Annotated in this window: 24 protein-coding genes and 1 pseudogene; 3 read left to right on the top strand and 22 right to left on the bottom strand. The window is 45.7% G+C overall.

Annotated elements, in window-relative coordinates; genetic code table 11:
- Position 1: 1 nt before the first annotated feature.
- Both lipA and lipB read right to left on the bottom strand, forming a co-directional pair.
- Positions 2–967, bottom strand: coding sequence for a lipoyl synthase (gene lipA, locus H8A87_RS06520; protein WP_198689172.1), 966 nt, complete (start codon positions 965–967; stop codon positions 2–4).
- A gap of 117 nt (positions 968–1,084) precedes the next feature.
- On the bottom strand, positions 1,085–1,732 hold the full coding sequence (gene lipB / locus H8A87_RS06515; RefSeq protein ID WP_408646870.1) for a lipoyl(octanoyl) transferase LipB: 648 nt from the start codon (positions 1,730–1,732) through the stop codon (positions 1,085–1,087).
- A 170-nt stretch (positions 1,733–1,902) separates the two neighbouring features.
- Here lipB and H8A87_RS06510 point away from each other — a divergent pair, with 170 nt between their 5' ends.
- Complete coding sequence (locus H8A87_RS06510; RefSeq protein ID WP_198689171.1) at positions 1,903–3,363, top strand: TrkH family potassium uptake protein; 1,461 nt, start codon at positions 1,903–1,905, stop codon at positions 3,361–3,363.
- Between the two features lie 549 nt (positions 3,364–3,912).
- Positions 3,913–4,167, top strand: a pseudogene (locus tag H8A87_RS06505) (SIP domain-containing protein); the annotation flags it as partial.
- Positions 4,168–4,385: 218 nt separating this feature from the next.
- Here H8A87_RS06505 and ybeD read toward each other — a convergent pair.
- The 20 genes from ybeD to miaB all read right to left on the bottom strand — a co-directional run bounded on the left by ybeD (position 4,386) and on the right by miaB (position 25,375).
- Positions 4,386–4,649, bottom strand: a complete 264-nt coding sequence (gene ybeD, locus H8A87_RS06500) for a DUF493 family protein YbeD (RefSeq protein WP_198689169.1) — start codon at positions 4,647–4,649, stop codon at positions 4,386–4,388.
- A 111-nt stretch (positions 4,650–4,760) separates the two neighbouring features.
- The gene (dacA, locus tag H8A87_RS06495) at positions 4,761–5,969 is read right to left on the bottom strand and encodes a D-alanyl-D-alanine carboxypeptidase DacA (protein WP_198689168.1); all 1,209 of its coding nucleotides are present in this window, start codon (positions 5,967–5,969) and stop codon (positions 4,761–4,763) included.
- A gap of 227 nt (positions 5,970–6,196) precedes the next feature.
- On the bottom strand, positions 6,197–7,174 hold the full coding sequence (gene rlpA / locus H8A87_RS06490) for an endolytic peptidoglycan transglycosylase RlpA (RefSeq protein WP_198689167.1): 978 nt from the start codon (positions 7,172–7,174) through the stop codon (positions 6,197–6,199).
- Between the two features lie 12 nt (positions 7,175–7,186).
- The gene (gene mrdB / locus H8A87_RS06485; RefSeq protein ID WP_198689166.1) at positions 7,187–8,299 is read right to left on the bottom strand and encodes a peptidoglycan glycosyltransferase MrdB; all 1,113 of its coding nucleotides are present in this window, start codon (positions 8,297–8,299) and stop codon (positions 7,187–7,189) included.
- Between the two features lie 8 nt (positions 8,300–8,307).
- A complete protein-coding gene (mrdA, locus tag H8A87_RS06480) occupies positions 8,308–10,233 on the bottom strand; it encodes a peptidoglycan DD-transpeptidase MrdA (protein ID WP_198689165.1) in 1,926 nt (641 codons plus the stop codon).
- A gap of 36 nt (positions 10,234–10,269) precedes the next feature.
- The gene (gene rlmH, locus H8A87_RS06475) at positions 10,270–10,740 is read right to left on the bottom strand and encodes a 23S rRNA (pseudouridine(1915)-N(3))-methyltransferase RlmH (RefSeq protein ID WP_198689164.1); all 471 of its coding nucleotides are present in this window, start codon (positions 10,738–10,740) and stop codon (positions 10,270–10,272) included.
- 1 nt (position 10,741) lies between these two features.
- Entirely contained in the window at positions 10,742–11,068 is a 327-nt protein-coding gene (gene rsfS / locus H8A87_RS06470) for a ribosome silencing factor (protein WP_198689163.1), read from the bottom strand.
- A gap of 95 nt (positions 11,069–11,163) precedes the next feature.
- On the bottom strand, positions 11,164–11,898 hold the full coding sequence (gene nadD / locus H8A87_RS06465; protein WP_198689162.1) for a nicotinate-nucleotide adenylyltransferase: 735 nt from the start codon (positions 11,896–11,898) through the stop codon (positions 11,164–11,166).
- The gene (gene holA / locus H8A87_RS06460; RefSeq protein WP_198689161.1) at positions 11,891–12,922 is read right to left on the bottom strand and encodes a DNA polymerase III subunit delta; all 1,032 of its coding nucleotides are present in this window, start codon (positions 12,920–12,922) and stop codon (positions 11,891–11,893) included. Before holA ends, nadD begins: the two co-directional genes overlap by 8 nt.
- On the bottom strand, positions 12,919–13,464 hold the full coding sequence (gene lptE / locus H8A87_RS06455; RefSeq protein WP_198689196.1) for an LPS assembly lipoprotein LptE: 546 nt from the start codon (positions 13,462–13,464) through the stop codon (positions 12,919–12,921). The genes holA and lptE overlap by 4 nt, the downstream gene beginning before the upstream one ends.
- A gap of 57 nt (positions 13,465–13,521) precedes the next feature.
- Positions 13,522–16,104 (bottom strand): leucine--tRNA ligase, encoded by a 2,583-nt coding sequence (gene leuS / locus H8A87_RS06450; RefSeq protein ID WP_198689160.1) that lies wholly within the window; start codon positions 16,102–16,104, stop codon positions 13,522–13,524.
- Positions 16,105–16,304: 200 nt separating this feature from the next.
- On the bottom strand, positions 16,305–17,030 hold the full coding sequence (locus H8A87_RS06445) for an amino acid ABC transporter ATP-binding protein (RefSeq protein ID WP_198689159.1): 726 nt from the start codon (positions 17,028–17,030) through the stop codon (positions 16,305–16,307).
- The gene (gltK, locus tag H8A87_RS06440) at positions 17,030–17,704 is read right to left on the bottom strand and encodes a glutamate/aspartate ABC transporter permease GltK (RefSeq protein ID WP_198689158.1); all 675 of its coding nucleotides are present in this window, start codon (positions 17,702–17,704) and stop codon (positions 17,030–17,032) included. The genes H8A87_RS06445 and gltK overlap by 1 nt, the downstream gene beginning before the upstream one ends.
- Positions 17,705–17,708: 4 nt before the next feature.
- Positions 17,709–18,449, bottom strand: a complete 741-nt coding sequence (locus tag H8A87_RS06435; protein WP_198689157.1) for an amino acid ABC transporter permease — start codon at positions 18,447–18,449, stop codon at positions 17,709–17,711.
- 122 nt (positions 18,450–18,571) lie between these two features.
- Positions 18,572–19,465: a glutamate/aspartate ABC transporter substrate-binding protein gene (locus tag H8A87_RS06430; protein ID WP_232370119.1), complete on the bottom strand. Its 894-nt coding sequence runs from the start codon at positions 19,463–19,465 to the stop codon at positions 18,572–18,574.
- Between the two features lie 446 nt (positions 19,466–19,911).
- Positions 19,912–21,441, bottom strand: coding sequence for an apolipoprotein N-acyltransferase (gene lnt, locus H8A87_RS06425; RefSeq protein WP_198689155.1), 1,530 nt, complete (start codon positions 21,439–21,441; stop codon positions 19,912–19,914).
- Positions 21,442–21,451: 10 nt separating this feature from the next.
- On the bottom strand, positions 21,452–22,330 hold the full coding sequence (gene corC / locus H8A87_RS06420) for a CNNM family magnesium/cobalt transport protein CorC (RefSeq protein WP_198689154.1): 879 nt from the start codon (positions 22,328–22,330) through the stop codon (positions 21,452–21,454).
- 79 nt (positions 22,331–22,409) lie between these two features.
- Entirely contained in the window at positions 22,410–22,877 is a 468-nt protein-coding gene (gene ybeY / locus H8A87_RS06415; RefSeq protein WP_198689153.1) for an rRNA maturation RNase YbeY, read from the bottom strand.
- A complete protein-coding gene (locus tag H8A87_RS06410) occupies positions 22,874–23,851 on the bottom strand; it encodes a PhoH family protein (protein ID WP_232370118.1) in 978 nt (325 codons plus the stop codon). The genes ybeY and H8A87_RS06410 overlap by 4 nt, the downstream gene beginning before the upstream one ends.
- Positions 23,852–23,944: 93 nt before the next feature.
- Complete coding sequence (miaB, locus tag H8A87_RS06405) at positions 23,945–25,375, bottom strand: tRNA (N6-isopentenyl adenosine(37)-C2)-methylthiotransferase MiaB (RefSeq protein WP_198689151.1); 1,431 nt, start codon at positions 25,373–25,375, stop codon at positions 23,945–23,947.
- Between the two features lie 202 nt (positions 25,376–25,577).
- Between miaB and ubiF the strand changes: the two genes are divergently transcribed.
- On the top strand, positions 25,578–26,765 hold the full coding sequence (ubiF, locus tag H8A87_RS06400; protein WP_198689150.1) for a 3-demethoxyubiquinol 3-hydroxylase: 1,188 nt from the start codon (positions 25,578–25,580) through the stop codon (positions 26,763–26,765).
- Positions 26,766–26,952 lie beyond the last annotated feature (187 nt).

Below are 26,952 nucleotides of genomic sequence, written 5' to 3'. Positions count from 1 at the left end.
ATTATTTGACTTCCATACCTTTAGCTTGCAAGTCAGCATGGTAAGAAGAACGAACAAACGGGCCGCAGGCAGCATGGGTAAAGCCCATTTCCAATGCGGCTTCTTTCATTTCTTCAAACTCAGCAGGGCTAACATAACGCTGGACTGGCAGGTGATGACGGCTTGGCTGTAAATATTGCCCCAAGGTCAGCATAGTGACACCATGACGACGCAAATCACGCATAACTTCTAAAATCTCTTCGTTGGTTTCGCCCAATCCCACCATCAAACCCGACTTGGTTGGGATATTAGGATGAGCTTCCTTGAATTTTTCCAGCAGTTTTAATGACCAGTCATAGTTAGCACCCGGACGAACCTGACGATAAACTCGTGGTACGTTTTCCAGATTGTGGTTGAACACATCGGGTGGTGTTGCGGTCAGAATTTCCAGCGCACGATCCATGCGGCCACGGAAATCCGGCACCAAAGTTTCGATCTTAATCGATGGATTTTTTTCACGAATCGTAGTGATACAGTCAGCGAAGTGCTGTGCACCGCCATCACGCAGGTCATCACGGTCAACAGAAGTGATAACGACATAACGCAGCCCCATATCTTGAATGGTTTGCGCGAGCTTGATGGGTTCATCTGCATCAGGTGTATTCGGACGGCCATGTGCTACGTCACAGAATGGGCAGCGACGGGTACAGATGGCGCCAAGGATCATAAAGGTGGCGGTTCCGTGGTTAAAACACTCAGCAAGGTTAGGGCAGGAGGCTTCTTCACAAACGGAATGCAACCCATTTTTGCGCATTGCAGCTTTGATGCCCTGAATGCGGCTGGAATCCGCAGGAAGTTTGATTTTCATCCACTCAGGTTTACGCAAGAGTGCTTCACGTTCTGTGGCGACTGTCTTCACAGGGATCAAAGCCATCTTGTCTGCGTCGCGGTATTTGACTCCACGTTCCATCTGAATTGGTTTACTCATAATCGTGCTGGTTCCAGTTATATTCTTCAGATTTTGACTTACTGCCTGATGGTTATGACAGAGATATCGAGGCAATAGATCCATTCAAATTTTTTTGAAAAATGTTAAAAAATTATATCATCTTTCATCGAGTAGTTGGAATCCCAAGATCTGACAGAATTTTTCCACCAGAATGGGTTGTACATCTTCAATGGTCACTCCGGTGACGAGGTCACTGAGTTGGATCATTTGCATGCCCGCATAACCACATGGATTAATACGTAAAAACGGCTGTAAGTCCATTGCAATATTTAGTGCCAGACCGTGGAAAGAGCATCCTTTGCGGATACGCAACCCAAGGGAACATATTTTGTCGCCTGAGACATAAACGCCGGGGGCATCTGGACGGGCATTCGCTTCCACGCCAAAATGAGCCAGAGTTTCGATCACGGTATTTTCGATTGAAGTTACCAACTGGCGAACCCCAATTTTTGACCGTTTCAAATCAATCAAGGCATACATGACCTGCTGTCCGGGGCCATGATAGGTGACCTGACCACCTCTATCCGATTGGATGACGGGGATATCACCTGCTGCAAGTACATGCTCAGCTTTACCGGCCTGGCCTTGCGTAAACACTTTTTCATGTTGGACAAGCCAGATTTCATCCGGTGTTTCCGCAGTACGCTGCTCGGTGAACTGGTGCATGGCATCAGAAACCGGCTCGTAAGGCTGAATACCTAACTGGCGTAAAATAACGGTGTTATGTTGCAATGGGAACTTCATCATTCGTTAACAAAAAGTGCCCGCCAGTATAACGTCCTAAGATGATTCCCACCAGTTTGAGAATGCCTTAACGCAATAATATTGTTAATTAGACGAATATATTTTTATTTTATATTATCATGGTTATATATTTTGATGATTTTCCCTTTAATCTCTGTTTGAGCTAACAGATGGTCAAAAAAAACCAACTCCTGATTGTTGGGCATCTTTGCAGTTTTCTGGTGCTCCTTTACAGCGTCTCAATGTTGCTGCCTATTTTTGTGGCTCTATTTTATAAAGAAAAAAGCGTTTTTGCTTTTTTTGAGACATTTATCATTGGGTTAGTTGCCGGAGGAGCAGGCTGGTATTTTACCCGCAAAACCAAAGCACAACCCAGTACGCAAGATGGATTTCTTATCATTGTGCTATTCTGGCTGTTGTTCTCGTTGCTCAGTGCATTGCCTTTCGTGCTCGACAAAAGCCTGAATATCAACCTAGTGGATGCAATGTTTGAAGGCGTGTCGGGTATCACGACTACAGGAGCAACTGTCCTAAATGATGTGTCTGCACTGCCTAATTCTGTACTCTATTATCGCGCCCAACTCAATTTTATCGGTGGATTGGGGGTGATTGTTCTTGCTGTTGCCATCCTGCCATTACTGGGGATTGGTGGAGCAAAACTCTATCAATCAGAAATGCCCGGCCCTTTTAAAGAAGAACGATTGACTCCGCGCCTTGCGGACAGTGCCAAAAGCCTCTGGGTCGTTTATCTGCTACTGGGCGGATTATGTTCGGTAAGTTTCTGGGCTGCGGGAATGTCGTGGTTTGATGCCATCTGTCATGGTATCTCAACCGTCTCCTTGGGGGGATTTTCGACTCGCAATGAAAGCCTTGGTTATTATGACAGCGTATCCATTGAAATGGTGGGAGGGATTTTTTCGATACTGTCGGCAGTCAACTTCACGCTCTATTTTGTTGCTCTAACACGCAGAAGTCTAAAACCATTACTAAAAAATGCCGAACTGCAATTTTTCTTGCTGGTACTTGCAGTGGTAGTTGGCATTATCTGGCTGGAATTATACCGTTCAGGCATGTATGGGATGAAAGATGCCTTTGTTCACGGCTTTTTCATGACCAGCTCTATGATGACCGATAACGGTCTGGCGACTTCTGATTATGCCCAATGGCCGCCCCATACTATCTTGATGCTGCTGGCGGTCAGTTTTTTTGGTGGCTGCGTGGGATCAACCTGTGGTGGGATTAAAGCACTTCGCTTTATGATTCTGGCAAAACAGAGCTTCAGTGAAATTAACCAGCTTATTCATCCGAATGCCATTTCCACGATTAAAATAGGCAAATCCGCAGTTCAGGAAAGAGTGCTGCGTTCTGTCTGGGGCTTCTTCTTTCTCTATGTCTTTTTTAGTTGTTTCTTTATCTGGGCATTGAACTTACTCGGTTATGACTTGGTGACTTCTTTTGCCACTGTTGCGGCTTGTATCAATAACATGGGGATCGGATATGGGGCCACGGCACAAGGCTTTGGTGATCTTGATCCTGTAGCGAAGTGGATGATGTGTGCCGCGATGTTATTGGGGCGACTGGAAATTTACCCAATACTGATTCTGTGTTCGAAAGCGTTTTGGCGTTTTTGACCGGGAGGTGAATGGATAGTCAAACCCGGTTTTCCTGCATTCTACTATCCATCATTCTACTATCCATATTAATATTTAATGTTAGAAGGTAACGGAATAGCTTAGCCCAAATTTGTCGGCCACGTCCCTTATAGCTATCCCATTGACATAGGCGGTTATTTTAGGTGGGCTGGTTGTCACGCAGCAGCGACTTTGATGGCTGGCCTACTGAGCCTTTGTTGGTCTAATGGCGCCGTATATGGCCCGTATGATGGAAATAGTTTACTCAGTCCGTTTTGTGGTTGGTAATTGTTCAGATCACAAAAAACGGGCTGAGTTGCTGAGTTCCCTTCAAATGAGCGATCATCTCAAGAAGTCATTTAGCATAAATGGCTATTATCAATAATGTTGGTAATAATTATCATTATTACATTTATTTGCATTATTATTTGATCTAGATTGAGTAACATTTTATCAATAAAGAGAATAACAAATCCGTTTGTTAATATAATAATATGTCTTCAACTTACTCTATTTTTAACCTGTTCTTGAAAGAACGGATCACAGTAGAGGCAGTACGTGACTTTTCCAGAATCAGCGTTTATTGAGGAACAGTCTTTAGCTGAAACGACCTCACCAGATGGGACATTATGGGAGAGGGCTGAAAATGAGAATAAGGCCAGTCATTTTTATGCTTGGGTCGCAGCGGAATCATCTGCTGTAAAAAATCTACGTCGTTATCTGCTCCAAGAACGTCATTTGGATCGAATGTTGATTAATTTCATGGCGTACTGGGCCAAAGCTCCTAGAGATAATCACGCTTGAATTGAACCAATTCACGAACAAACTATTAGCTGCTGCTGTTTTATCCGATAGCAGCTCATGAGTTTGAGTCACTTGGTCAAAATCAACAGAATGGATGAGGATTGAAGGAACGGAATCTAACTTAGAAGAAAACGCTGACTTAAAAATCAGCGTCTTGTCAAAAGAGTTATATCAGATATGCAAAACCTTTCAATAAAGGTCACATTACGATTGCACCATCACAACACAACGCGCACCAGCTCCAGTGCTCCTAATTCTTCATACAGTGTTTCAACTTGCTCAATATGTGTAGCGTTGATGGTAATGGAGACAGAGTGGTAATTGCCTTTGCTGCTTGGTTTCACTACTGGAGAGTAATCGCCCGGCGCATGGCGCTGAACCACTTCAACGACTTGATCCACCAGCTCAGGTTGAGCTAGACCCATCACTTTGTAAGTGAATGAGCAGGGGAACTCAAGCAGTTCATTTAATTTCGTTTTCATGGGCGCTCCTCATGTATTTGCCACGGCAGAATAGTTAATAATTTGCTGTGGCGTGATCATTTTCTAACGATGTGTAACTAATATAAGGCTCAATACCTGGCTTTCAAGCGATCAACCAAACCAGTGATGGAACATCAGTCGGATATAATCGATCATACGGCTGAAGAAGCCTCCTTCTTTCACTTCCTGCATCACGACTAATGGACGTTGTTCAATTGTTTTACCATCAAGTTGGAAGTTGATAGTGCCAACAACTTGATTTTTGGCGAACGGTGCATGCAGTTCGGTATTGTTCAATACATAGCTGGCTTTCAGGTCTTTTAAACGGCCACGAGGGATCGTCAGGTAAACATTTTTGTCAACACCCAGTTGGACTTTATCGGTGTCACCAAACCAAATTGGTTCTGATGCGAATTCCTTACCTACTTGCAGTGGTGAAACAGTTTCGAAGAAACGGAAGCCCCAAGTCAGCAATTTTTTGCTATCGGTTTCACGTCCCTTGAAAGTTGGGCTGCCCATTACAGCCGAAATCAGGCGCATATTACCTTCGGTAGCAGAAGCAACGAGGTTATAGCCCGCACCGTTAGTATGACCGGTTTTAATGCCATCGACGTTCAGGCTTTTATCCCACAACAAGCCATTACGGTTAGGCTGCCGAATATTGTTGTAAGTAAACTCTTTCTCTTTGTAGATAGAATATTCATCCGGTACATCGCGGATTAGTGCCTGACCAATCAGTGCCATATCACGGGCAGAGCTGTATTGGCCGTGGGCATCCAGACCATGAACGGTTTGAAAATGTGTATTTTGCAGTCCTAAATTCTGTACGTATTTATTCATCAAGCTGACGAACGCATCTTGACTGCCTGCTACGTAGTCTGCCATTGCGACACAAGCATCATTGCCGGATTGCAGGTTGATACCACGGGACAGCATGGTAACCGAAACTTGATCACCGGGTTTTAAAAACATCAAAGAGGAACCTTTAAATATCGGGTTACCCGTTGCCCAAGCATCTTTGCCTACGGTAACGATGTCATTCTGGCCGATTTTTCCTGATTTGATGGCCTGACCAATGACGTAGCTGGTCATCATTTTTGTCAGACTGGCGGGGTCGCGGCGGATATCCGCATTTTTTTCAGCTAATACCTTTCCTGAGTTGTAATCAATCAGAATATAGGCTTCTGAATCTAGTTCGGGAACACCGGGGATCATGGTCTTGAAATTATCATCCGTGTTGGCGAACGCAGAAACGCTGATAGCCAGCGTGATGCCTAAGGTGGCACTTTTAATAAAACGGGGAGTAACTATGTATTTCATGATTGATTAGATAACATCCGTGAGAGAAGGATTAATAATAAGCGACATAATAACAAATGAAAAAAAAGCTGACATTAAACAAAATTGAGCGAGTTGAAGGTTTACACTTTTTTACCCGAATTCTGTTCACAGCGATTTTACCTGCCTGCTGATAAGAGTGAGATAATCCAATATCAGCAGGCGATGATGCTATTCATCTCGATTGGTATAGCGAATCGGTATAGCAATCAGGGAGCAACAATAAAAGAAGATTGATGCATCTGATCCGTTAATTTTTTTTGTAGCTCCATAGCTTTCTGGCGGCTGTCGAATGGCCCCAATTGGACTCGATAGACATTACCAAATTGAGTTATACGGCCTTGCACATTAAAATGTTGGCTCAATGATTGTTGCCACTCTTTAGCTTTTTGTTCAGCGCTGACAGCACCTACCTGTATCATGTAACTGCCCGTTGATATTGCAGCAGATGATATTGAAGCAGATGATGTTGTCGCAGGAGGTGGGGTAGCAGGCTGCTCTTCTGTATTTACAGGCAGATTTTGTTCAGCAGGCGACTGCTCCACGGTATTTTGTTCAGTAGAATTGCCTAACATTGTTGGTTTAGGCGATGGCTGGGAACCAATATTAGGTCTGTCAGGTAAAGCATAACTCTGTTTGACGATCGTCGATCCTTTTGTTCCCAAACCCGAAAGCGAGCCATCAGGTGCAATTTGAATACCATCCAGTTTCACTCTGCTTTGTGGCATCAAATTTAGCCGTTCTGCCGTTGCACGCGATAATTCAATGATTTTCCCTGGTTTATTGTCAGGGCCTCGATCATTGATCCTGACAATCATCATGCGTCCGTTGCTTAGATTAGTGACGCGCACATAACTTGGAATAGGTAATGTCGGGTGAGCAGCTGTTAAGGCATAAGGACTAGCTCGTTCACCAATTGCGGTCAGTTTTCCATTGGATTCTTCACCGAACCAACTAGCATAACCTGTTTGGGTGAAGTGAGCGGGGTCTTGCACAATACGATACGTTTGCCCATCCCGCTGATAATCTTGATTGGCGCTTGGATGATAAGGCTCATATTGAGGCTCTGCCCCCAAAATGTCACGAGTTGGGACAGAGGGAAGAGAAGATGCCCGCTCATTGCCTGTTGTTGTACAACCTGATATCAGTACCGCTACGATGCCAAATATAAGCCATTGTTGACGCATGAAACTTCTTCCTCATAAACTTTTGGACAATAACTTACGATGCGTATGTATCGACATGATAATGCCGAACCCCGCCATTAAGACAATCAATGCTGAACCCCCATAACTAATCAGCGGCAGGGGTACACCGACTACTGGCAGGATACCGCTCACCATGCCGATATTTACGAAGACATAGACAAATAAAATCAGTATCAGCCCTCCGGCCATCACCCGGCCGAAGGTATTCTGTGCCTTGGCAGCAATAACCAAGCCACGCATAATGATCAGCAGATAAAGCCCGAGTAAAACAAGAATGCCTATCATCCCCAGCTCTTCAGATAGAACGGCGAAAATAAAGTCGGTATGTCGTTCGGGCAGGAATTCCAATTGTGACTGTGTGCCTTGTAGCCAGCCTTTTCCAAACAAACCGCCTGAGCCAATGGCAATCTTGGATTGTATGATGTGGTAGCCTTTGCCCAGCGGGTCACTTTCAGGATCCAGCAGCATCATAACGCGGTCGCGCTGATAATCATGCATCAGGAAAAACCACAATATCGGGATGAAACAGGCAACCAATAAAACGGCAATGCCGATTAATCTCCAGTTCATTCCCGCCAGAAACAGGATGAATAAGCCAGAGGCAGCAATCAGAATGGAAGTGCCCAAATCTGGTTGGGCAGCAACCAGAAGAGTCGGTAAAAAGGTCAGGAACAACGCTATGCCTGTGTTCTTCAACGAGGGTGGACAAAGGTCACGGTTCATAAAACGAGCCACCATCAAAGGGACGGCAATTTTGGCAATTTCTGACGGCTGGAACCGCACGATACCTAGATCTAGCCAGCGTTGCGCTCCCTTACTGATTTGTCCAAAAATATCAACTAGGATCAGCAGTATTACACACACAATATAGAAGTAAGGTGCCCAACTCTCGTATAGGCGTGGGGGAACTTGAGCCAAGACGATCATCACTATGAGGCCTATGATAACCTGCCCGACTTTACGTTCCATCATATCGATGTCTTGTCCACTGGCGCTCCACATAATGAAAAGACTGTAGGCCAGTAGTGCCAGAACGCACAGCAGCAGTGGAATATCTATATGTATTCGGGTCCAGAAAGGAACCTTGTTTTGAAAGTCTGTCATGGCTTTACTCAATTAGCTTGTATTCCGGTCGCTTGTGTTCTGGTGGCCTGTGCTCCTGTCGTAGCCGGAGCAGCGGCAGGAGAGGCGGTATTGTCATCCCTGAGTAAGATATGATCCAGAATTTGGCGAACGATAGTGCCGACTGGCGGCCCAGAGCCACCATTTTCCAGAATGATGGAAATGGCAGCTGTCGGATTGTCATAGGGTGCAAAGGCGATCATCAGCTTATGGTCACGCAGGTGTTCAGCAAGTTTGCTTGCATTATAGGTTTCATAGCTGAAAACCTGAGCAGTACCTGACTTAACGGCGGCTTTGTACGGTGTACCGGCGAAGAATCTGCGTGCAGTGCCATTGGGGGCATTGGCAACGCCATACATGCCATCTTTGGCAATTTCCCAGTACCCAGAGTGAATATCTCCAATAGGAGCACTGACGGGAGGCTGATAAGGGTGGATTTCGCCATTTATCCGAGTGTTCATCAAGAAATGCGGAGTTTTCACCTCTCCATCATTAATCAACGTCATTAGGGATTTTACCATCTGCATGGGAGTCGCAGTCCAGTATCCCTGACCGATGCCAACAGAAATAGTATCGCCTTGATACCACGGTTTTTTATAGCGTTTGACCTTCCATTCTCGGGTTGGCATGTTACCCGGATTTTCTTCTTTCAAGTCAATGCCTGTAAATTGACCATAGCCAAATTTTGACATCCATTCGGATAGCCTATCGATACCCATATCATAGGCAACTTGATAGAAAAAAGTATCCGATGATTCAACAATCGATTTATGTACATTCAGTTTGCCATGCCCCCAGCGTATCCAGTCACGGTAACGCTTTTCTGAGCCTGGGAGTTGCCACCAGCCGGGATCGTTTATTGTGGTGTTTTTTGTGATGACCTCACTACTGAGGGCAGAAACAGCAACAAAAGGCTTCACCGTTGATGCGGGTGGATAAGCTCCTTGTGTCGCCCGGTTAATCAGGGGGCGGTTAGGATCGCTAAGCAGGGATTTATAGTCCTTGCTGGAAATGCCATCGACAAATAGATTCGGATCATAGCTTGGGTTGGACACCATGGCCAAAACCTCCCCAGTACGGGGATCGGTGACAACAACACCGGCACGGCTGGTTGTCAGTGTCTTTTCAATATAGGTTTGCAGTTCTAGATCGATTGACAGGTAAATATCTTTACCTGCCTGTGGAGGTTGTTCATGTAACTGGCGGATGACTCTGCCACGGTTGTTGACTTCCACTTCCTCATAACCCGGTTTGCCATGCAGAACGGATTCATAGTAACGCTCAATGCCTAGTTTTCCGATATCATGGGTGGCCGCGTAGTCTGGCAAAATACCGTCTTTATCGAGCCGCTCTATGTCTTTGTCGTTGATTTTGGCAACATAGCCGATCACATGGGTCAGGGCGGAGCCATAAGGATAATAACGACGCTGGTAGCCTTTGATTTCCAGCCCCGGAAAGCGATATTGGTTGACAGAAAACCGAGCTACCTGAACTTGGGTCAGCGGGGTTTTCAGGGGAATAGGGGTAAAACGACGTGCGCGTTGACGTTCTTTTCTGAAAACTTCGATATCTTCATCAGTCAGCCCAACAACGGAACGTAGTTCCTCCAGTGTCTTATCAAGGTTAGCGATTTTTTGTGGCACAACTTCTAACTGGTAAATGGTTCGGTTAGTCGCCAGTGGTGTGCCATTGCGGTCATAAATGATACCCCGGCTTGGGGCGATGGGAACGAGCTTAATGCGGTTCCCATTTGAGCGGGTCTGGTAATCTTCGTGGCGTGTGATCTGGAGATTATAGAGATTGGCAATCAGGGTGCCCGTTAAAATAATAATACCTATAAACGCCACAAGTGCGCGGCGTATAAATAGGGCTGATTCAGCCGAATGATCGCGAAAAGGGGGGCGTTTATTCTTCATCCCATTGCCAGAATTCACGGTGATAGATTACCCAATTTATTCCCGATGATAAGGGTGGTTAGTTGTGATGCTCCACGCTCGATAAAGGCTCTCCGCAACCAGAACCCGTACAAGAGGATGTGGCATGGTCAAGGGAGAAAGTGACCAGCTTTGCTCCGCCGTCGCTTTGCAGGCAGGGGCCAAACCTTCTGGGCCACCAATCAGTAAGCTGACATTTCTGCCATCCTGCTTCCAGCGTTCAAGCTGCTGTGCCAATTGTGGCGTATCCCAGCGAGAGCCTGGAATATCTAGCGTCACAATGCGGTTGCCTTTACCAACAGCGGCTAGCATCTGTTCGCCTTCTTTTTCTAGAATGCGTTTGATGTCAGCATTTTTGCCCCGTTTTCCCGCTGGAATTTCAATTAGCTCAAAAGGCATGTCTTTGGGAAAACGGTTCAAGTAATCCATGAAGCCGGTCTGAACCCAGTCCGGCATTTTTGTTCCTACAGCGACCAGTTGTAACTTCAAACTAGCTCCAGAGTTTTTCCAGTTCGTACATGCGACGGCTGTCTTCCTGCATGACATGGACCATGATTTCTCCGAGATCCACGACTATCCAGTCTGAAATACCTTGCCCTTCAACACCCATAGGCATGATTCCTGCCTGACGGCAGTCATCAACTAGATTATCTGCCACAGACATCAGATGGCGGTTTGATGTTCCTGTGCAGATAACCATGCAATCAGTAATACTGGATTTTCCGCGAACGTCTATAGAAACAATATCTTGTGCTTTGGAGTCTTCAAGTTTATCAATAACAAATTGTTGTAGTTCTGTGCCTTGCAAAAGGATCACCTTTATTTCATAAAATAGGTTGAGTAGCGCGGAATAATAGCATGCCAATCTCTGTAAAAGTAAGCGACTTAGCGGCAAATCACCGCATGATTTCGCTATTGTCTATATAGCCCCCGCGAATCGATATAATTTTGTATCGATGGAGGAAGCAGATCACCACAGCTTAGACCTTGATGGTGACGTTGGCGAATATCAGTTGCAGAGATGTTTAATAACGGAGTGGCAGCCAAATAAATATAACCATGTGTTTTTTGACTCAATGAGAACGGAGTGTCAACTTGATGTTTTTCAAGCCATTGTTGCATTTCTGGGGTTGAAAGCTGGCTTTGATAACCCGGCCGGGAACAGACCAACAAATGGCAGACATCGAGCAGTTCTTCCCATTGATACCATGTATGGATGGTTTGTAATGAATCCTGCCCGATAATGAATGCCAATGGGCGTTGTTCGCCGACTTCCTGACGAAAGGATTTCAATGTTTCTATCGTATAAGACGGCGTTTGGCGCTCCAGCTCGCGGGTATCCACGATAAAAAGTGGATTATCCTGCACAGCCAGACGAACCATTTCCAGCCGTTGCTGGGAGGTTGCCTCTGGCTGAGGGCGATGCGGTGGAACGTGATTAGGCAATAAAATAACCTGCTTGAGCCCCACTAGTTGTGCCAGTGCTTCCACAGGGCGCAAATGACCATAATGGATGGGATCGAATGTGCCACCAAATAGTGCCTGAATCACTGGGGAACCCGCATCAATTGTTGAACCCAGAGTATCTGTCGAATCAATGGTATTTATTGGGTCAATGTTATTTATTGGGTCAATAGAATCAAGCATTCAAGAAGCTCTCTGGTAATGGTTTTCCGCATAACAGCATGGAAAGCGTTTCCAGGTCAGCCCAAATGGATTGGCTATAATCCTGTTTGACACGCAGTTCCATCTGGGTCAACAAATGTATGGCGGATTGCAAATCTTGCTGTGATAGGCGCTGTAATGCGGCTGTCAGCAATGATCGGCGATTTTGCCAAACTTTGTGCTGATCAAACAATGTCTTCAAGGGAACTTGCGTACCCTGACGCTTAAGTACCAGTAGCAGCATCAGCTCCCGCTGTATAGTACGAAGCAGAATGACAGCCTCGGTATCTTCTTGCCGAAGTTGTTTCAATATATGCCATGCCCGTTTGATTTTTCCTGCCAGCAGGGCATCAACCCAATGATAGGGGGCAAAGTGAGCTGCATCGTTGACGGCTTCTTCAACGCGAGGAAGTGTCAGTCGATTATCGGGATGAAGCAGGGAAAGACGTTCCAGTGCTTGAGCCAGCGCCAATAAGTTTCCTTCATAGCAATAGCACAGTAGCTGATTGGCTTCATCTTCCAGTGATAACCCCATGTTTTTGGCACGTTGTGCCACCCATTGGGGCAAACGATTTTGCTCCGGTGTCAGGCAACTGACGTATACGCCATTTTGCCCAATGGCTTTGAACCACGGACTGTTTTCCTGCGCTTTGGTGAGTTTGTGCCCACGGAGTATCAGCAGAATATCTGAATGGAGTAACTCCGACAGCTTGGTCAGCCGTTCTGCCATGGCGGCATTTGGGCCATTTTCCGGAAGCAGCAGGATGAGTGACTGACGGCTGGCAAACAGACTGAGTGACTGACATTGGCTGAATATTTCATCCCAATCGGTATGGTTATCCAACGCGAAGGTGAAATGCTCCAAAAAGCCATGTTGTTCAGCCACTCCTCGGATGCTGTCCTGACTTTCCTGTAATAGCAATGGTTCGTTGCCCCATAACAGGTAGCTGTTTCGCAGCCCTTCATTGAGCTGCGAAAGAAGTTGTTCAGGATAAAGTCTGATCATTGTTTTTGTGCAGTCGCGGCTTTCTGTTTTTCTTCAGCCTTCAGCAATTCTGCACTATGAACGGTCAACAATTGACGCATAAGCTGGTGGGCAGCCTGTTCACGCATTTCCTGCTGAACCAGTTCATTTTCTGCATCTTTTGCCAGTGCTTCCAACGGGTTATCGAAGAAAGAACGATCAACCCTTGCCTGCAATGGGTAGATGCTGCCATCAGGCATCAACACCTGAGCGTCAACATACAGCACGAGCTGCCGTTCAGCCGATTTACCATCCTGAAAAACAGAAACAGTCTCTTTGTTTTCATTAGAGCCCAGAAGTTTCAGTATAGGTGCTGAAGCATCACCCCGTTCAACAATTTTGACATCATTCAGACGAAGCTGCTGACGTACTGCCCGTGCTAGCGGCCCGTAAGGATCACCTGAACTCAATTGCAACGTTTGAAGCTCTTTTGGTACTTGTGTTGTGCCACGGAGGTGAAAACCGCAGCCAGCGGTGACGAGCACCGCTAACCCGAGCAACAACGTGAAAATACGATGTCGCAGATTATTTCCTACCACATTTCTTACCACATTTTTTACCACAAACAGGGTCTCCTGTTATCAGCCAACAACCAGGTTCAGTAATTTACCTGGAACATAGATGACCTTACGAATACTGACGCCTTCAAGATATTTCGTCACGCTGTATTCTTGTGTCGCCATCTCCTGAACATACTCTTTTGTCGCATCTGCCGGTACGGTAATGCGACCACGAACTTTACCGTTAATCTGGATGATGACCAGTTTAGTATCGTCCACCATTGCCTGCTCATCGGCTTGTGGCCATGCCGCAGTGTCAATGTCGTTTTCGTTACCAAGTTCTTTCCACATTACGAAGCAAGCATGTGGAGTGATAGGTGAAAGCATACGTACAACTGAGGCCAGCGCTTCCTGCATCAGAGAGCGATCCTGTTCAGTTTCCTGTGGAGCACGAGTCAGTTTATTCATCAGCTCCATGATTGCAGCAACAGCGGTATTGAATGCCTGACGGCGGCCAATATCATCGGTGACTTTTGCAATGGTTTTGTGCAGGTCACGGCGCAGATCTTTCTGTTCAGTGGTCAGGTTGCTGATATCCAGCGGCTGGGTTGCCCCTTTGTTGCTGTGTTCATAAATCAGACGCCAAACGCGTTTAAGGAAGCGGTTAGCGCCTTCTACGCCAGTTTCCTGCCATTCCAAAGTCAGTTCTGGTGGTGCAGCGAACATCATGAACAGGCGAACGGTGTCAGCACCGTATTTATCGACCATAACTTGTGGGTCAATGCCGTTATTCTTGGATTTCGACATTTTGCTCATGCCGGTATAAACCAGTTCATGACCTTCTTCATCTGTCGCTTTCACAATGCGGCCTTTCTCATCACGCTCAACAATAGCGTCAGCTGGGGATACCCAGACTTTTTCGCCGCTGTTGCCGGTGTAATAGAAAGCATCAGCCAGAACCATGCCTTGACACAGCAGGCGTTTGGCTGGTTCATCGGAATTGACCATGCCTGAATCGCGCATCAATTTGTGGAAGAAACGGAAGTACATCAGATGCATGATCGCGTGTTCAATACCACCAATGTATTGATCCACAGGCAGCCAGTAGTTGGCCGCAGCTGGATCCAGCATGCCTTTATCATAATCTGGGCAGGTATAACGTGCGTAATACCATGAGGATTCCATAAAGGTATCGAAGGTATCAGTTTCAAGCAGCGCAGATTGACCGTTAATGGTTGTTTTTGCCCATTCTGGATCGGCTTTGATTGGGCTGGTGATACCGTCCATTACGACATCTTCTGGCAGAATGACTGGCAGTTGATCTTCTGGAACGGAAACGACTGTACCATCTTCCAATGTTGCCATTGGAATTGGAGCACCCCAGTAACGTTGACGGGAAACACCCCAATCGCGCAGGCGGTAATTGATTTTGCGTTGGCCAGCCCCCATCGCAACCAGCTTGTCTGCAATGGCATTAAAGCCTTCTTCATGGCTCAGGCCACTGAATTCACCGGAATTGACCAGTACATTTTTATCTGTGGCTGCCGCATCCTGAACGTTTGGCACATTGCCGTCGTTGTCCAGAATAACTGCTTTCATGGGCAGATTGTATTTGGTAGCAAATTCCCAATCGCGTTGATCGTGGGCTGGAACAGCCATAACAGCGCCAGTGCCGTATTCCATCAGAACAAAGTTAGCGACCCAGATAGCAATTTTTTCGTTGGTCAATGGATGAATAACAAACATGCCTGTTGGCATGCCTTTTTTCTCCATAGTTGCCATATCAGCTTCGGCAACTTTAGTATTGCGGCATTCGTTGATGAATTCTGCCAGCTCTGGATTATTTTCCTTTGCTTGTTTTGCCAGAGGATGACCTGCCGCCACTGCGACATAGGTTGCTCCCAGAAACGTATCTGGGCGAGTGGTATAAACGGTGAGCTTTTCTTGGCTATCAGCGACATCAAAAGTGATTTCGACACCTTCAGAACGGCCAATCCAGTTACGTTGCATGGTTTTGACCTGCTCAGGCCAATCTTCCAGTTTATCCAGGTCGTTCAGCAACTCTTCAGCATAATCAGTGATCTTGATGAACCACTGTGGGATCTCTTTACGCTCAACTTGGCTATCACAACGCCAGCAGCAGCCGTCAATAACCTGCTCATTTGCCAGAACGGTCAGGTCATGTGGACACCAGTTAACTGCGGAGGTTTTTTTGTACACCAGACCTTTTTCGTACAATTTAGTGAAGAACCACTGCTCCCAGCGATAGTATTCGGGTGTACAAGTAGTGACTTCACGATCCCAGTCATAACCAAAACCCAGTATCTTCAACTGGTTTTTCATATACTCGATGTTGGAATAAGTCCACGGAGCAGGGGCGGTATTATTTTTGACCGCGGCACCTTCTGCTGGCAGACCGAATGCATCCCACCCGATAGGTTGCAGTACGTTTTTGCCCAGCATGCGCTGATAACGTGAAATTACATCACCAATGGTGTAGTTACGGACGTGGCCCATATGTAGTCGTCCAGAAGGGTAAGGTAGCATGGACAAGCAATAGTATTTTTCTTTGTTGCTGTCTTCTGTCACTTTGAAAGTTTGCTTCTCTTGCCAATGAAGCTGGACTTGTTGCTCTATGTCTTCTGGACGATATTGTTCTTGCATGGCACCGATAATCCTATGGTGAGTAATAAAGCTACGCCTTTTAGTGTGCGTGGTTTGTTTATGAAATCTAAGATTCCATAGCATAGCTGATAAGGGATAGGCGCAACAACTCTTGTTACAGGAGGAATGCCGAAAATTACTTATTTATGAGGGGGAATTTAAGATCGGCGGTAGCGTTGCCATCCGCCGACGAGGAAAAATCAGTGTAGAATTTTGGCTAGAAAATCGCGGGCACGATCTGATTTAGGGTTGGCAAAGAAATCTTCTTTTTTACTGTCTTCGACAATTTTGCCTTCATCCATGAAAATAACACGGTGTGCCACTTTTTTGGCAAATCCCATTTCATGGGTCACGACCATCATGGTCATGCCTTCATTTGCCAACTCAACCATGACATCCAGCACTTCATTGATCATTTCGGGATCGAGTGCAGAAGTGGGTTCATCAAACAGCATAGCAACCGGATCCATGCAGAGTGCACGGGCGATGGCGACACGTTGTTGTTGACCACCGGAAAGTTGCGAGGGGAATTTATTGGCATGACTGGTTAATCCAACACGTTCCAGTAGTTTTAAGCCTTTTTCAGTAGCGGCTTTCTTATTGCGCTTTAACACCTTAACCTGAGCCAGTGTCAGGTTCTCAATGATAGAGAGGTGAGGAAACAGTTCAAAGTGTTGGAACACCATACCCACTTTGGAACGCAATTGTGCCAGATTGGTGCCTTTACAATTGACTTTCGTTGCGTTTACCAGAATTTCACCCTGCTGGACAGGTTCAAGGCCATTGACCGTTTTTATCAGTGTGGATTTACCGGAACCAGAAGGCCCGCAGACCACGACTACTTCGCCTTTTTTGACTTCAGTCGAGCAATCAGTAAGAACCTGAAATTGGCCATACCACTTGGATACATTTTTCAGGGAAATCATCAAACAGTCCTTTTCTTCAAATAGTTAACCAGCATGGAAGCGGCAAAACTAATCACAAAATAAACAAAGCCGGCAAACAGAATCATCTCAACCTGAGTACCGTCGCGCTCGCCAATATTCGTTGCCGTACGGAAAAAGTCCGCCAGACTCAGTACATATACCAGAGAAGTATCTTGGAATAATACAATGCCCTGCGTTAGCAGTAATGGGATCATCGCCCGGAATGCCTGTGGCAGGATGACCAGACGCATGCTTTGCATATGTGTCATACCCAGAGCCAGAGCAGCAGAAGATTGCCCACGGGATATACTCTGAATCCCCGCTCGAATGATTTCGGAGTAGTAAGCGGCTTCAAAGATCGAAAACGCTACCATCGCAGAAATTAAACGGATATCGGTTTTTGGTGATATGCCTAGAACATTTTGTAATAAGTTAGGCACAATCAGATAGAACCATAGCAATACCATTACCAGTGGAACTGAGCGAAAGAGATTAACATACAGAGTGGCAAACCAACTCAATACCTTGATGGATGAGAGGCGCATCATTGCCAGAATGGTTCCCCAGACAATGCCAATGATAATGGCTGTCACGGTGATTTTGGCCGTTATCAGCAGCCCATTCAGGAGAAAGGGCAAGCTAGGAATAATCGAACTCCAGTCAAACTGATACATTTCTTTATCGCACTCCTATATTGCCCGGCAAACGCACTTTTTTCTCAAGTATGGTCATGGCAAGCATGATCACGAGATTGATACCCACATAAGCCAACGTGATCGCTGTGAATGATTCATAAGCATGAGCGGAGTAATCCAACAATTTGCCAGCTTGTGCAGCCATATCAACTAGCCCGATCGTGGAGGCAATAGCAGAGTTCTTCACTAGGTTGAGCATTTCCGAAGTCATTGGAGGAATAATCACTCGGTAAGCATTTGGCAGCAGAATATAACGGTAGGTTTGTGGCAGAGTTAAGCCCATTGCCAATCCTGCGGCTTCTTGCCCTCTTGGGAGTGATTGAATTGCGGCTCTAACCTGTTCGCATACACGGGCGGCAGTGAATAATCCCAGACAGATGACTGAGGAAATAAAAAATTGAATATTGGGATCCAGTTCCATTTTGAACCAATCGCCCAAGTTTTTGGGCAAGAATTCGGGTACCACCAGATACCACGTAAAAAATTGAACAATGAGGGGAACGTTGCGAAAAAGTTCGACATAGCAAGTTCCCACTCCAGCAAGAAATTTATTCGGGACAGTGCGGAGGATGCCGAACAGTGACCCAACAAAAAATGCAATGATCCAAGCGCAGATGGAAAGTGCGAGCGTTACTTGAAACCCAGAAATGAGCCACCCCAAGTAGGTGGTATTACCAAAAGGGGCAGCTTGTAAAAAGATGCTCCAATTCCAATCAACAGACATAATCGAACTCCCTGATATGGGGTGGGCTGTCATTCATCGCGTTAAGACGAGAAAAAAATGAGGTAGGGAACGACTACCTCACACCCGTCGTGCCAATGAAATCAAAGTATTCAGCTTCTTTTTTAATTCAGCGCCTTATCGTTCGGTGACTTAAACAAGGCTTTCATATCATCTGACAGGGAAAAATTCATGTTCAGTTGCTTAGGTGGAATTGGCTCTTGGAACCAGCGATTAAACATCTTTTCTGCCTTGCCGGAGGTTTGTGTTTTCACAATTACGTCATCAATCAGTTTCTTGAACTGTAGATCGTCTTTGCGCATCAAACAGCCATAGCCTTCTTTGGATTGTGGTTCACCAACGATGATCCATTGATCAGGTTTTTTTGCTTTTGCCCGTTCACCTGCAAGCAACGCGTCATCGACCATGAAGGCGACTGCACGACCTGATTCCAGAGTACGGAATGAATCACCGTGATCTTTTGCGCTAATAATGCGCATCTTCATTTTCTTCTCGTCATTGAGTTTGTTCAGCAGTATCTCTGAGGTTGTACCAGAACTGACGACAACATTTTTTCCAGCCAAATCATCAAAGCCTTTGATACCTGAATCTTTGTTAGTCAGCAGGCGTGTGCTAACGATAAAGATGGTATCAGAAAAAGTGGCTTGTTTTTGGCGTTCAAGGTTATTGGTGGTGGAACCACACTCAAAGTCATAAGTGCCGTTTTGCAGTAGAGGAATACGATTTTGGGATGTAATGGGGATCAACTTGACTTGCAGGTTGGGCATATCGAGCTTTTTCTTTATGGCGTCAACAATCATGTTGGAATAATCCTGAGCATAGCCAATAACATTTTGATGGCTATCATAATAAGCAAATGGAACAGAGGACTCCCTGTGTCCAACAGCGATCATGCCCGCATCTTTAATTTTTTTCAGTGTTCCAGTTAATTCCTCCGCATGGGCCGTTCCTACCACGCTGAGTAACATCATGGTTAACATCAAATTACGCATATACAGCTCCTTTATCCGGTTATTTTTTTGCGAAATCGGGTTTGCTTGCAGATACTTGTGTTTCTACGCTGATAGATAAGACTGTTATAGAAACGATTTTTTGAATTGTTTTGTTTATGTTCTGTAAAAAAATAATTCATAATGTTAGTTTTTTGAAACCATAATGTTTTGATTTCGCGACCTGTATCGCACTATAAATAAACAATTTTACTTATGCGGGGTAAAAAGAGAATAATATTGAATGTTGTTCACAGTTTGCACTATTTGGTGTGATATTTTATTTTTTTATGATATTTATAGCTTATATTTTTAATATTTCGGTTATCTTGGAGTGAAATGTGGTTGTGGTTTTGCGGAAATTATTTATGGAAGTGTGTAAAAGATATATAAAATCAGAGCATGAATATATGCCCTGATTTTTTGTTAGAGATTCCGCTAATACATATAGGAAATTAAATTCTGCGACGGTTTTTCATTACAGCAAAGATGAGGAACAGTGCGGTTGCCCCCCACATTGGCCAATTGCCGAAACGAAAATAAGGTGTCACTCCTGTGGTCGGTGTGACTTTGGCTTCCAATACCTGTTGGGCAAATTGTGGGATTTCAGCCTGAATAGAGCCATCTGAGTTGACTACTGCCGTAACACCGTTATTTGTTCCTCTCAGCAGAGGACGGCCCAGTTCAAGGGCGCGCATTCGAGCCATCTGGAAGTGCTGCCACGGGCCAATGGAACGCCCAAACCAGGCATCATTAGAAACGGTTAGCAGAAATTCTGTATCAGGTTTGAAGTTATCACGTACTTGTTCACCCAAAATAATTTCATAGCAGATAGCAGCAGTAATATTGTGCCCTGCAACAGAAAGTTGGGGTTGCATGTAATCACCACGGCTGAAGGAAGACATTGGCAAATTGAATAAAGGTGCCAGTGGACGCAATATCGATTCCAGTGGAACAAATTCACCAAACGGTACGAGATGATGTTTGTCGTAGCGGGTAGGGGCTGGATATTGATAAGGTGTTTTATCCCCTAATACGATAATGCTGTTATAGAATTTATAACCTTCCGGTGTCGGTCGAGCATCAACAATACCGGTAATTAAACTAGTATTATGCTGTCTGAGGAGAGTATCCAACTTGGTCAGGAACTCACTCTGGTTATATTCGTAATCGGGAATGGCAGATTCCGGCCAGATGATGATTGGCACCTTACCAATAAAAGGGCGGCTGTTATCTAGATAGATATCCAGTGTTTTCCCAAGAACAGCGGAGTCCCATTTTATGGCTTGGGGGATGTTACCTTGAACCAGTGCGATATTGGTGGTTTTTTCCGGTTGTAGGGTGTACCACTGATAGTGTCTCATTGGCCACGGTAACAGCAGCAGGATAATGGCGATGATAGCCGATGAGAATTTTTTGTGGACGGCGGTAAAAACCAGCAGCCCGCTGATCACCATAAGCATGAAGGTAATGCCTTCTACACCCAGAATAGGGGCAATGGCTTTCATGGGGCCATCAATCTGGCTGTAGCCGAATTGTAACCACGGAAACCCCGTTAATACCCAGCCGCGCAAGAATTCTGTTAATTGCCATAGCGCTGGGCTGGCAATCATTAGCCTAATACCACCGGAAGTCGGAAAAAAGCGGTTCAGTACACCAGCAAATAGCGCGGGATAAAGGGCAAGATAGGCAGATAGCAGGATCACCAAAAAGAGATTAATGGCGGTTGGCATACCTCCAAAATCGGCGATACTCACATAAACCCAGTTTGCACCGCTGCCAAATAAGCCAAGACCCCAGCATAAGCCGATAAAGAAAGCCTGACGGGTAGTTCTGCTTAAGGTAAGAATTTGCAGGCCGAAAAGAGAAACAAGTGCAGCAGGCCAGAAATCAAAAGGTGAAAAAGCCAGTGTTCCACTGGCTCCGAAAAAAAGCGCCAGAACAGCACGTAGCCGCTGGCAACTCATTAATGAGGCTTTGTTCATCCAGATCCTATTATTGTTTATCAAGGCTAGGAACTTCAGCATCATTCGGTATCTTTACATGGACCTGAATGATTTTACGGCTATCAGACATTGCCACTTTGAAAAGATAGCCATTGATGGTGATGGATTCTCCACGGGCAGGCAGATGACCAAATGCTTGCATGACCAGCCCACCAATGGTATCTACCTCTTCATCGCTGAAATTAGTACCGAAAACGTCGTTAAAATCCTCGATTTGAGTCAATGCCCGAACTGAATAGGAATGGCGACTTAAAGCACGAATATCGTTATCTTCATCATCATCGTATTCGTCTTCTATTTCACCCACAATCAGTTCAAGAATATCCTCAATTGTGACCAGCCCGGAAACACCGCCAAATTCATCGATCACAATCGCCATATGGTAGCGTTGAGAACGAAATTCTTTTAGCAGACGGTCAACACGTTTACTTTCCGGCACCACAACAGCCTGACGAAGCACTTTATCAATGCTGAAAGGTTCTGCGTTGGTACGCATGAATGGCAGCAGATCTTTCGCCATTAGTATGCCTTCGATGTGATCTTTGTCTTCGCTGATCACAGGAAAGCGTGAATGGGCCGAGTCGATAATAACATCCAGACATTCGTCCAGAGATTGATTGCGTTTTAAGGTAACGATTTGTGAGCGTGGGATCATAATGTCACGCACGCGTTGGTCAGCAATATCCATGACCCCTTCGAGCATCTCTCGGGTATCGGGATCGATCAGGTCGTTCTGCTCAGAATCACGGATCAGTTCAACCAAATCATCACGGTTTTTCGGTTCACCGTGAAAAAGCTGATTAAGAAGTGCAAAGAAGCCTTTCTTAGGGCCAGGGCTATCGTTACTTGAAGGATGGTCGTCGCTCATGGCGTTTTAATGAAAATTCCCCATTAATAAAAATCGTAGATGTAGATTGTAATGTTTAACATAAAAATGTTGGTGACGGTTATTCTTTTTCCATTAGGTAGGGATCAGAATAACCCATTTTTTCTAGAATTTCTGTTTCCAGAGATTCCATTTCTTCTGCTTCATCGTCTTCGATATGGTCATATCCCAGAAGATGGAGACTGCCGTGAACAACCATGTGTGCCCAGTGTTCCTCGACAGTTTTTTGTTGCTCTTCTGACTCTTTTTCAACAAGTTGACGGCAAATGATTAAATCACCGAGCAAGGGTAATTCAACTTCGGGTGGTGCTTCAAATGGGAAGGATAGCACATTGGTTGGCTTATCTTTCCCACGATAAGTGAGGTTTAAATCGTGGCTTTCTGCCTCATCGACCAAACGAATTGTTACTTCACTTTCTGCCTGAAATTGTGGCAGGACACCTTCCAGCCAGCGTTGGAAAAGGGCTTCATCAGGAAGCCCTTCTGGATTTTCACATGCAATTTGCAAATCTAATATGACTGAACTCATTGTGCTTCCTGTTTGCGTTTTTCATTGAGCGCTTTTTTACGCTCCTGCTCTGCGGCTTCCCATGCTTCATAGGCGATAACAACTTTTGCAACCACCGGATGGCGGACAACGTCTTCACTATGTAAGAAGTTAAAGCTCAGATCATCAACATCAGATAAAACTTCTACTGCGTGGCTCAGACCTGATTTCTGGCCTCTCGGCAGGTCAATCTGGGTTACGTCACCTGTAATGACCGCCTTGGAATTAAAGCCAATGCGGGTCAGAAACATTTTCATCTGTTCGATGGTGGTATTCTGGCTTTCGTCGAGAATAATAAAGGCGTCATTGAGGGTACGTCCACGCATATAAGCCAGTGGTGCCACTTCAATAACGTTTCTTTCGATCAGTTTCTCAACTTTTTCAAATCCCAGCATTTCAAACAAGGCATCATAAAGCGGGCGCAGATAAGGATCGACTTTCTGGCTCAGGTCACCTGGCAGGAAGCCCAATTTTTCACCGGCTTCAACCGCAGGACGAGTCAGCAGAATACGGCGGATTTCTTGCCGCTCCAATGCATCAACCGCCGCTGCGACGGCCAAATATGTTTTCCCTGTTCCCGCAGGCCCGATCCCGAAGGTGATATCGTGAGCAAGGATATTGGCAATATATTGCGCCTGATTGGGAGTACGGGGCTTTACAACACCCCGCTTGGTTTTGATATTCACGGCCTTACCATAGTCAGGCACGCTTTCTGCTGCTTGCTCCAGCACACGGCTCTCTGTGATAGCCAGATGAACCTGTTCAGGCTCAAGATCGGGTATTACACCGCGTACAGGGGCGGTTGCAATATAAAGGTGACGCAGAATTCCTGTTGCCGCACTAACATACAGTGGCTTACCTACCAGTTTGAAACGATTGTCGCGGCGGTTGATCTCTATACCTAAACGACGCTCAAGTTGTTTCAGATTATCATCAAGCGGTCCACACAGGCTCATCAGACGTTGATTGTCTGCGGGTTCCAGAAAGATTTCTTGTGTTGCTACTTGTGGGTTTATCTGTGTCACTGATTATCTCTATGTTAGGGCCTGTTAGGGCTGATAAAATCCAACGCCGATTTCATCTTCCTTGCGGGTACGGGCAATGACTGATGCAGGTGACTCATGGATGCGCAGATCCATCTCATCTTCAGTAAGGATAACTTTACCACGCAGGGAGTTAGAGTATACGTCAACAATTTCGACATCAACGAATTTGCCAATCATGTCAGGCGTTCCCTCAAAGTTAACCACGCGGTTATTTTCAGTACGGCCGGAAAGTTCCATGATATTTTTGCGGGATGGGCCTTCAACCAGAATGCGCTGTGTGCTGTCAAGCATTGCGCGGCTGAAGCTCATGGCTTGTTGATTAATGCGTTGTTGGAGCAAGTACAGACGCTGTTTTTTCTCTTCTTCACTCACATCATCTGGCAAATCAGCAGCAGGTGTCCCCGGGCGTGCTGAATAGATGAAGCTAAAACTCATGTCGAAATTAACATCGGCAATCAGTTTCATGGTTTTTTCAAAATCATCCTGAGTTTCACCCGGGAAGCCGATGATGAAGTCAGAACTGATGAGAATGTCAGGACGAGCCTTGCGCAGACGGCGAATGATACCTTTGTATTCGAGCGCAGTGTGAGCACGTTTCATCTGGGTCAGAATGCGGTCAGAACCACTCTGGACTGGCAGATGCAGGAAGCTGACCAGCTCCGGTGTATCTTCGTAGACAGCGATAATATCGTCAGTAAATTCAATCGGATGGCTGGTAGTGAAACGGATGCGGTCGATACCATCAATAGCCGCAACCAGACGCAGCAGTTCTGCAAATGTACAGATATCTCCATCAAATGTGGCACCACGGTAGGCATTGACGTTCTGGCCGAGCAGGTTAACTTCGCGCACACCTTGCGCAGCAAGCTGGGCAATTTCAAACAGAATATCATCACAAGGGCGGCTGACTTCTTCCCCACGGGTGTAAGGAACAACGCAGAATGTGCAGTATTTATTACAGCCTTCCATGATGGAAACGAATGCACTTGGACCGTCCGCGCGAGGTTCTGGCAGACGGTCGAATTTTTCGATTTCAGGGAAACTGATATCAACGATTGGGCTGCGAGTGCCTTTTACATGGTTAATCATTTCAGGCAGACGGTGCAGGGTTTGTGGCCCGAAGATAATATCGACGCTAGGCGCACGCTGGCGAATAAAATCCCCTTCCTGAGAGGCAACGCAGCCACCAACACCAATAATGATTTCAGGCTTTTTGTCTTTCAGGCCTTTCCAACGACCGAGTTGGTGAAAGACTTTTTCCTGGGCCTTTTCACGGATTGAACACGTATTCAGGAGTAAGATATCAGCTTCTTCGGCGACTTCGGTTAACTGATAACCATGAGTGGTTTCCAGCAGGTCGGCCATCTTGGATGAATCGTATTCATTCATCTGACAGCCCCAGGTTTTGATGTACAGTTTTTTTATCGTCGACATTTTTGTATCCGGTGTTTCCAGTGGAATGATGCTTCAACACTGAAAAGCGCAATGTATTGCACATAGTGTATTTAGCATAATATTGTTAGCTATTGTAGTCATTTGAGGCACCAGTGACCAGACTGTAACACCGGATATTCACAGCCGGAAAGGGAAAATTCCGGTACACTAGTTTAATCAATAAGTTAACGACGTAATGAGTATGAATAATCCACAACCAAAATTTGATATCGTTGTCGTGGGAGCGGGCATGATTGGTGCCGCGACGGCACTGGGATTGGCTCAGGAAGGCTGGCGTGTTGCGTTATTGGAGCACCAGCTACCAGAGCCTTATGATGCGGACAGTGAACCAGATGTTCGCGTATCTGCGATTAGCTGTTCTTCCATGGATTTATTGAAACAATTGGGAGCTTGGGAAAACGTATTGCAAATGCGTAGCGCTCCTTATCGGAAACTGGAAACGTGGGAACAGAATGATTCCAACGTTATTTTCGATGCCAAAAATCTGGGACTGCCAGAGTTAGGTTACATGGTGGAGAATCGTATCCTGCAACTGGCATTGTGGCAGGAGTTTGAGCGTTATCCCAATCTGACACTGTTTTGTCCTGTCGTTCTGAAATCGATGCAGCGTCAGCATGAGCATAAAGCGTGGTTGGTAACATTGGCAGATGGTACAGAAATCGACACGCGTTTGATTATTGGTGCAGATGGTGCCCGTTCTCAGGTGCGGCAATGGGCAGGTATTGGCAGCAGTGGGTGGCAATATCGTCAGTCGTGTATGTTGATAACGGTCAAGACTGAGCAGCCTCAACAAGATACAACATGGCAGCAGTTTTTCCCTTCTGGCCCCAGAGCTTTTTTGCCACTGTTTGATCAGTGGGCTTCATTGGTTTGGTACGACTCTCCCGCCCGTATTCGTCAATTGCAATCGATGACAATGGCGCAACTTGAGCGAGAGATTTCTCAGACGTTTCCCACCCGCTTGGGTAAAGTTACTCCGATTGCAGCAGGTTCGTTTCCTCTGGTTCGTCATCATGCCAGCCACTATGTGCAAGAAGGGCTAGCTTTACTGGGTGATGCGGCCCATACCATCAACCCATTGGCGGGGCAGGGTGTGAATTTGGGATATCGAGATGTTGATGTTCTGCTCAAAGTGCTGGCCAATGCCAAAGAATTGTTGGAAGAGTGGGATTCTTTGACGGTCTTGATGCGTTATCAACGTTGCAGAATGCCAGATAATTTAGTGATGCAGGCAGGGATGGATCTTTTCCACACAGCATTCAGCAATGATTTGCCGGGATTGAAAACAGTGCGCAATCTGGCACTGATGGCGGCACAACGTTCAGGTGCCATGAAAAATCTTGCACTGAAATATGCGTTGGGATTGTGATTGATGTTATCCTCCTGATAATACGATGAAAATTTGTCGATTGATATCAGGAGGATATTACGAATCCATTAATAACCTAATTCTCGTTGATGTTTCATATTTATAATGGTGACTTGTTTTGCCATCATAGCAGCACAAAATCACTGACCTAGAGAGATTGTTATAGGGAAGGTGTGGTTTAGCGGAT

Origin of the sequence: Xenorhabdus lircayensis, from assembly GCF_016306625.1 — a bacterium.
GTDB classification, from domain to species: Bacteria; Pseudomonadota; Gammaproteobacteria; order Enterobacterales; family Enterobacteriaceae; genus Xenorhabdus; species Xenorhabdus lircayensis.
The sequence above is the reverse complement of the archived record's forward strand: the minus strand, read 5'-3'. Positions and strand labels throughout refer to the sequence as shown.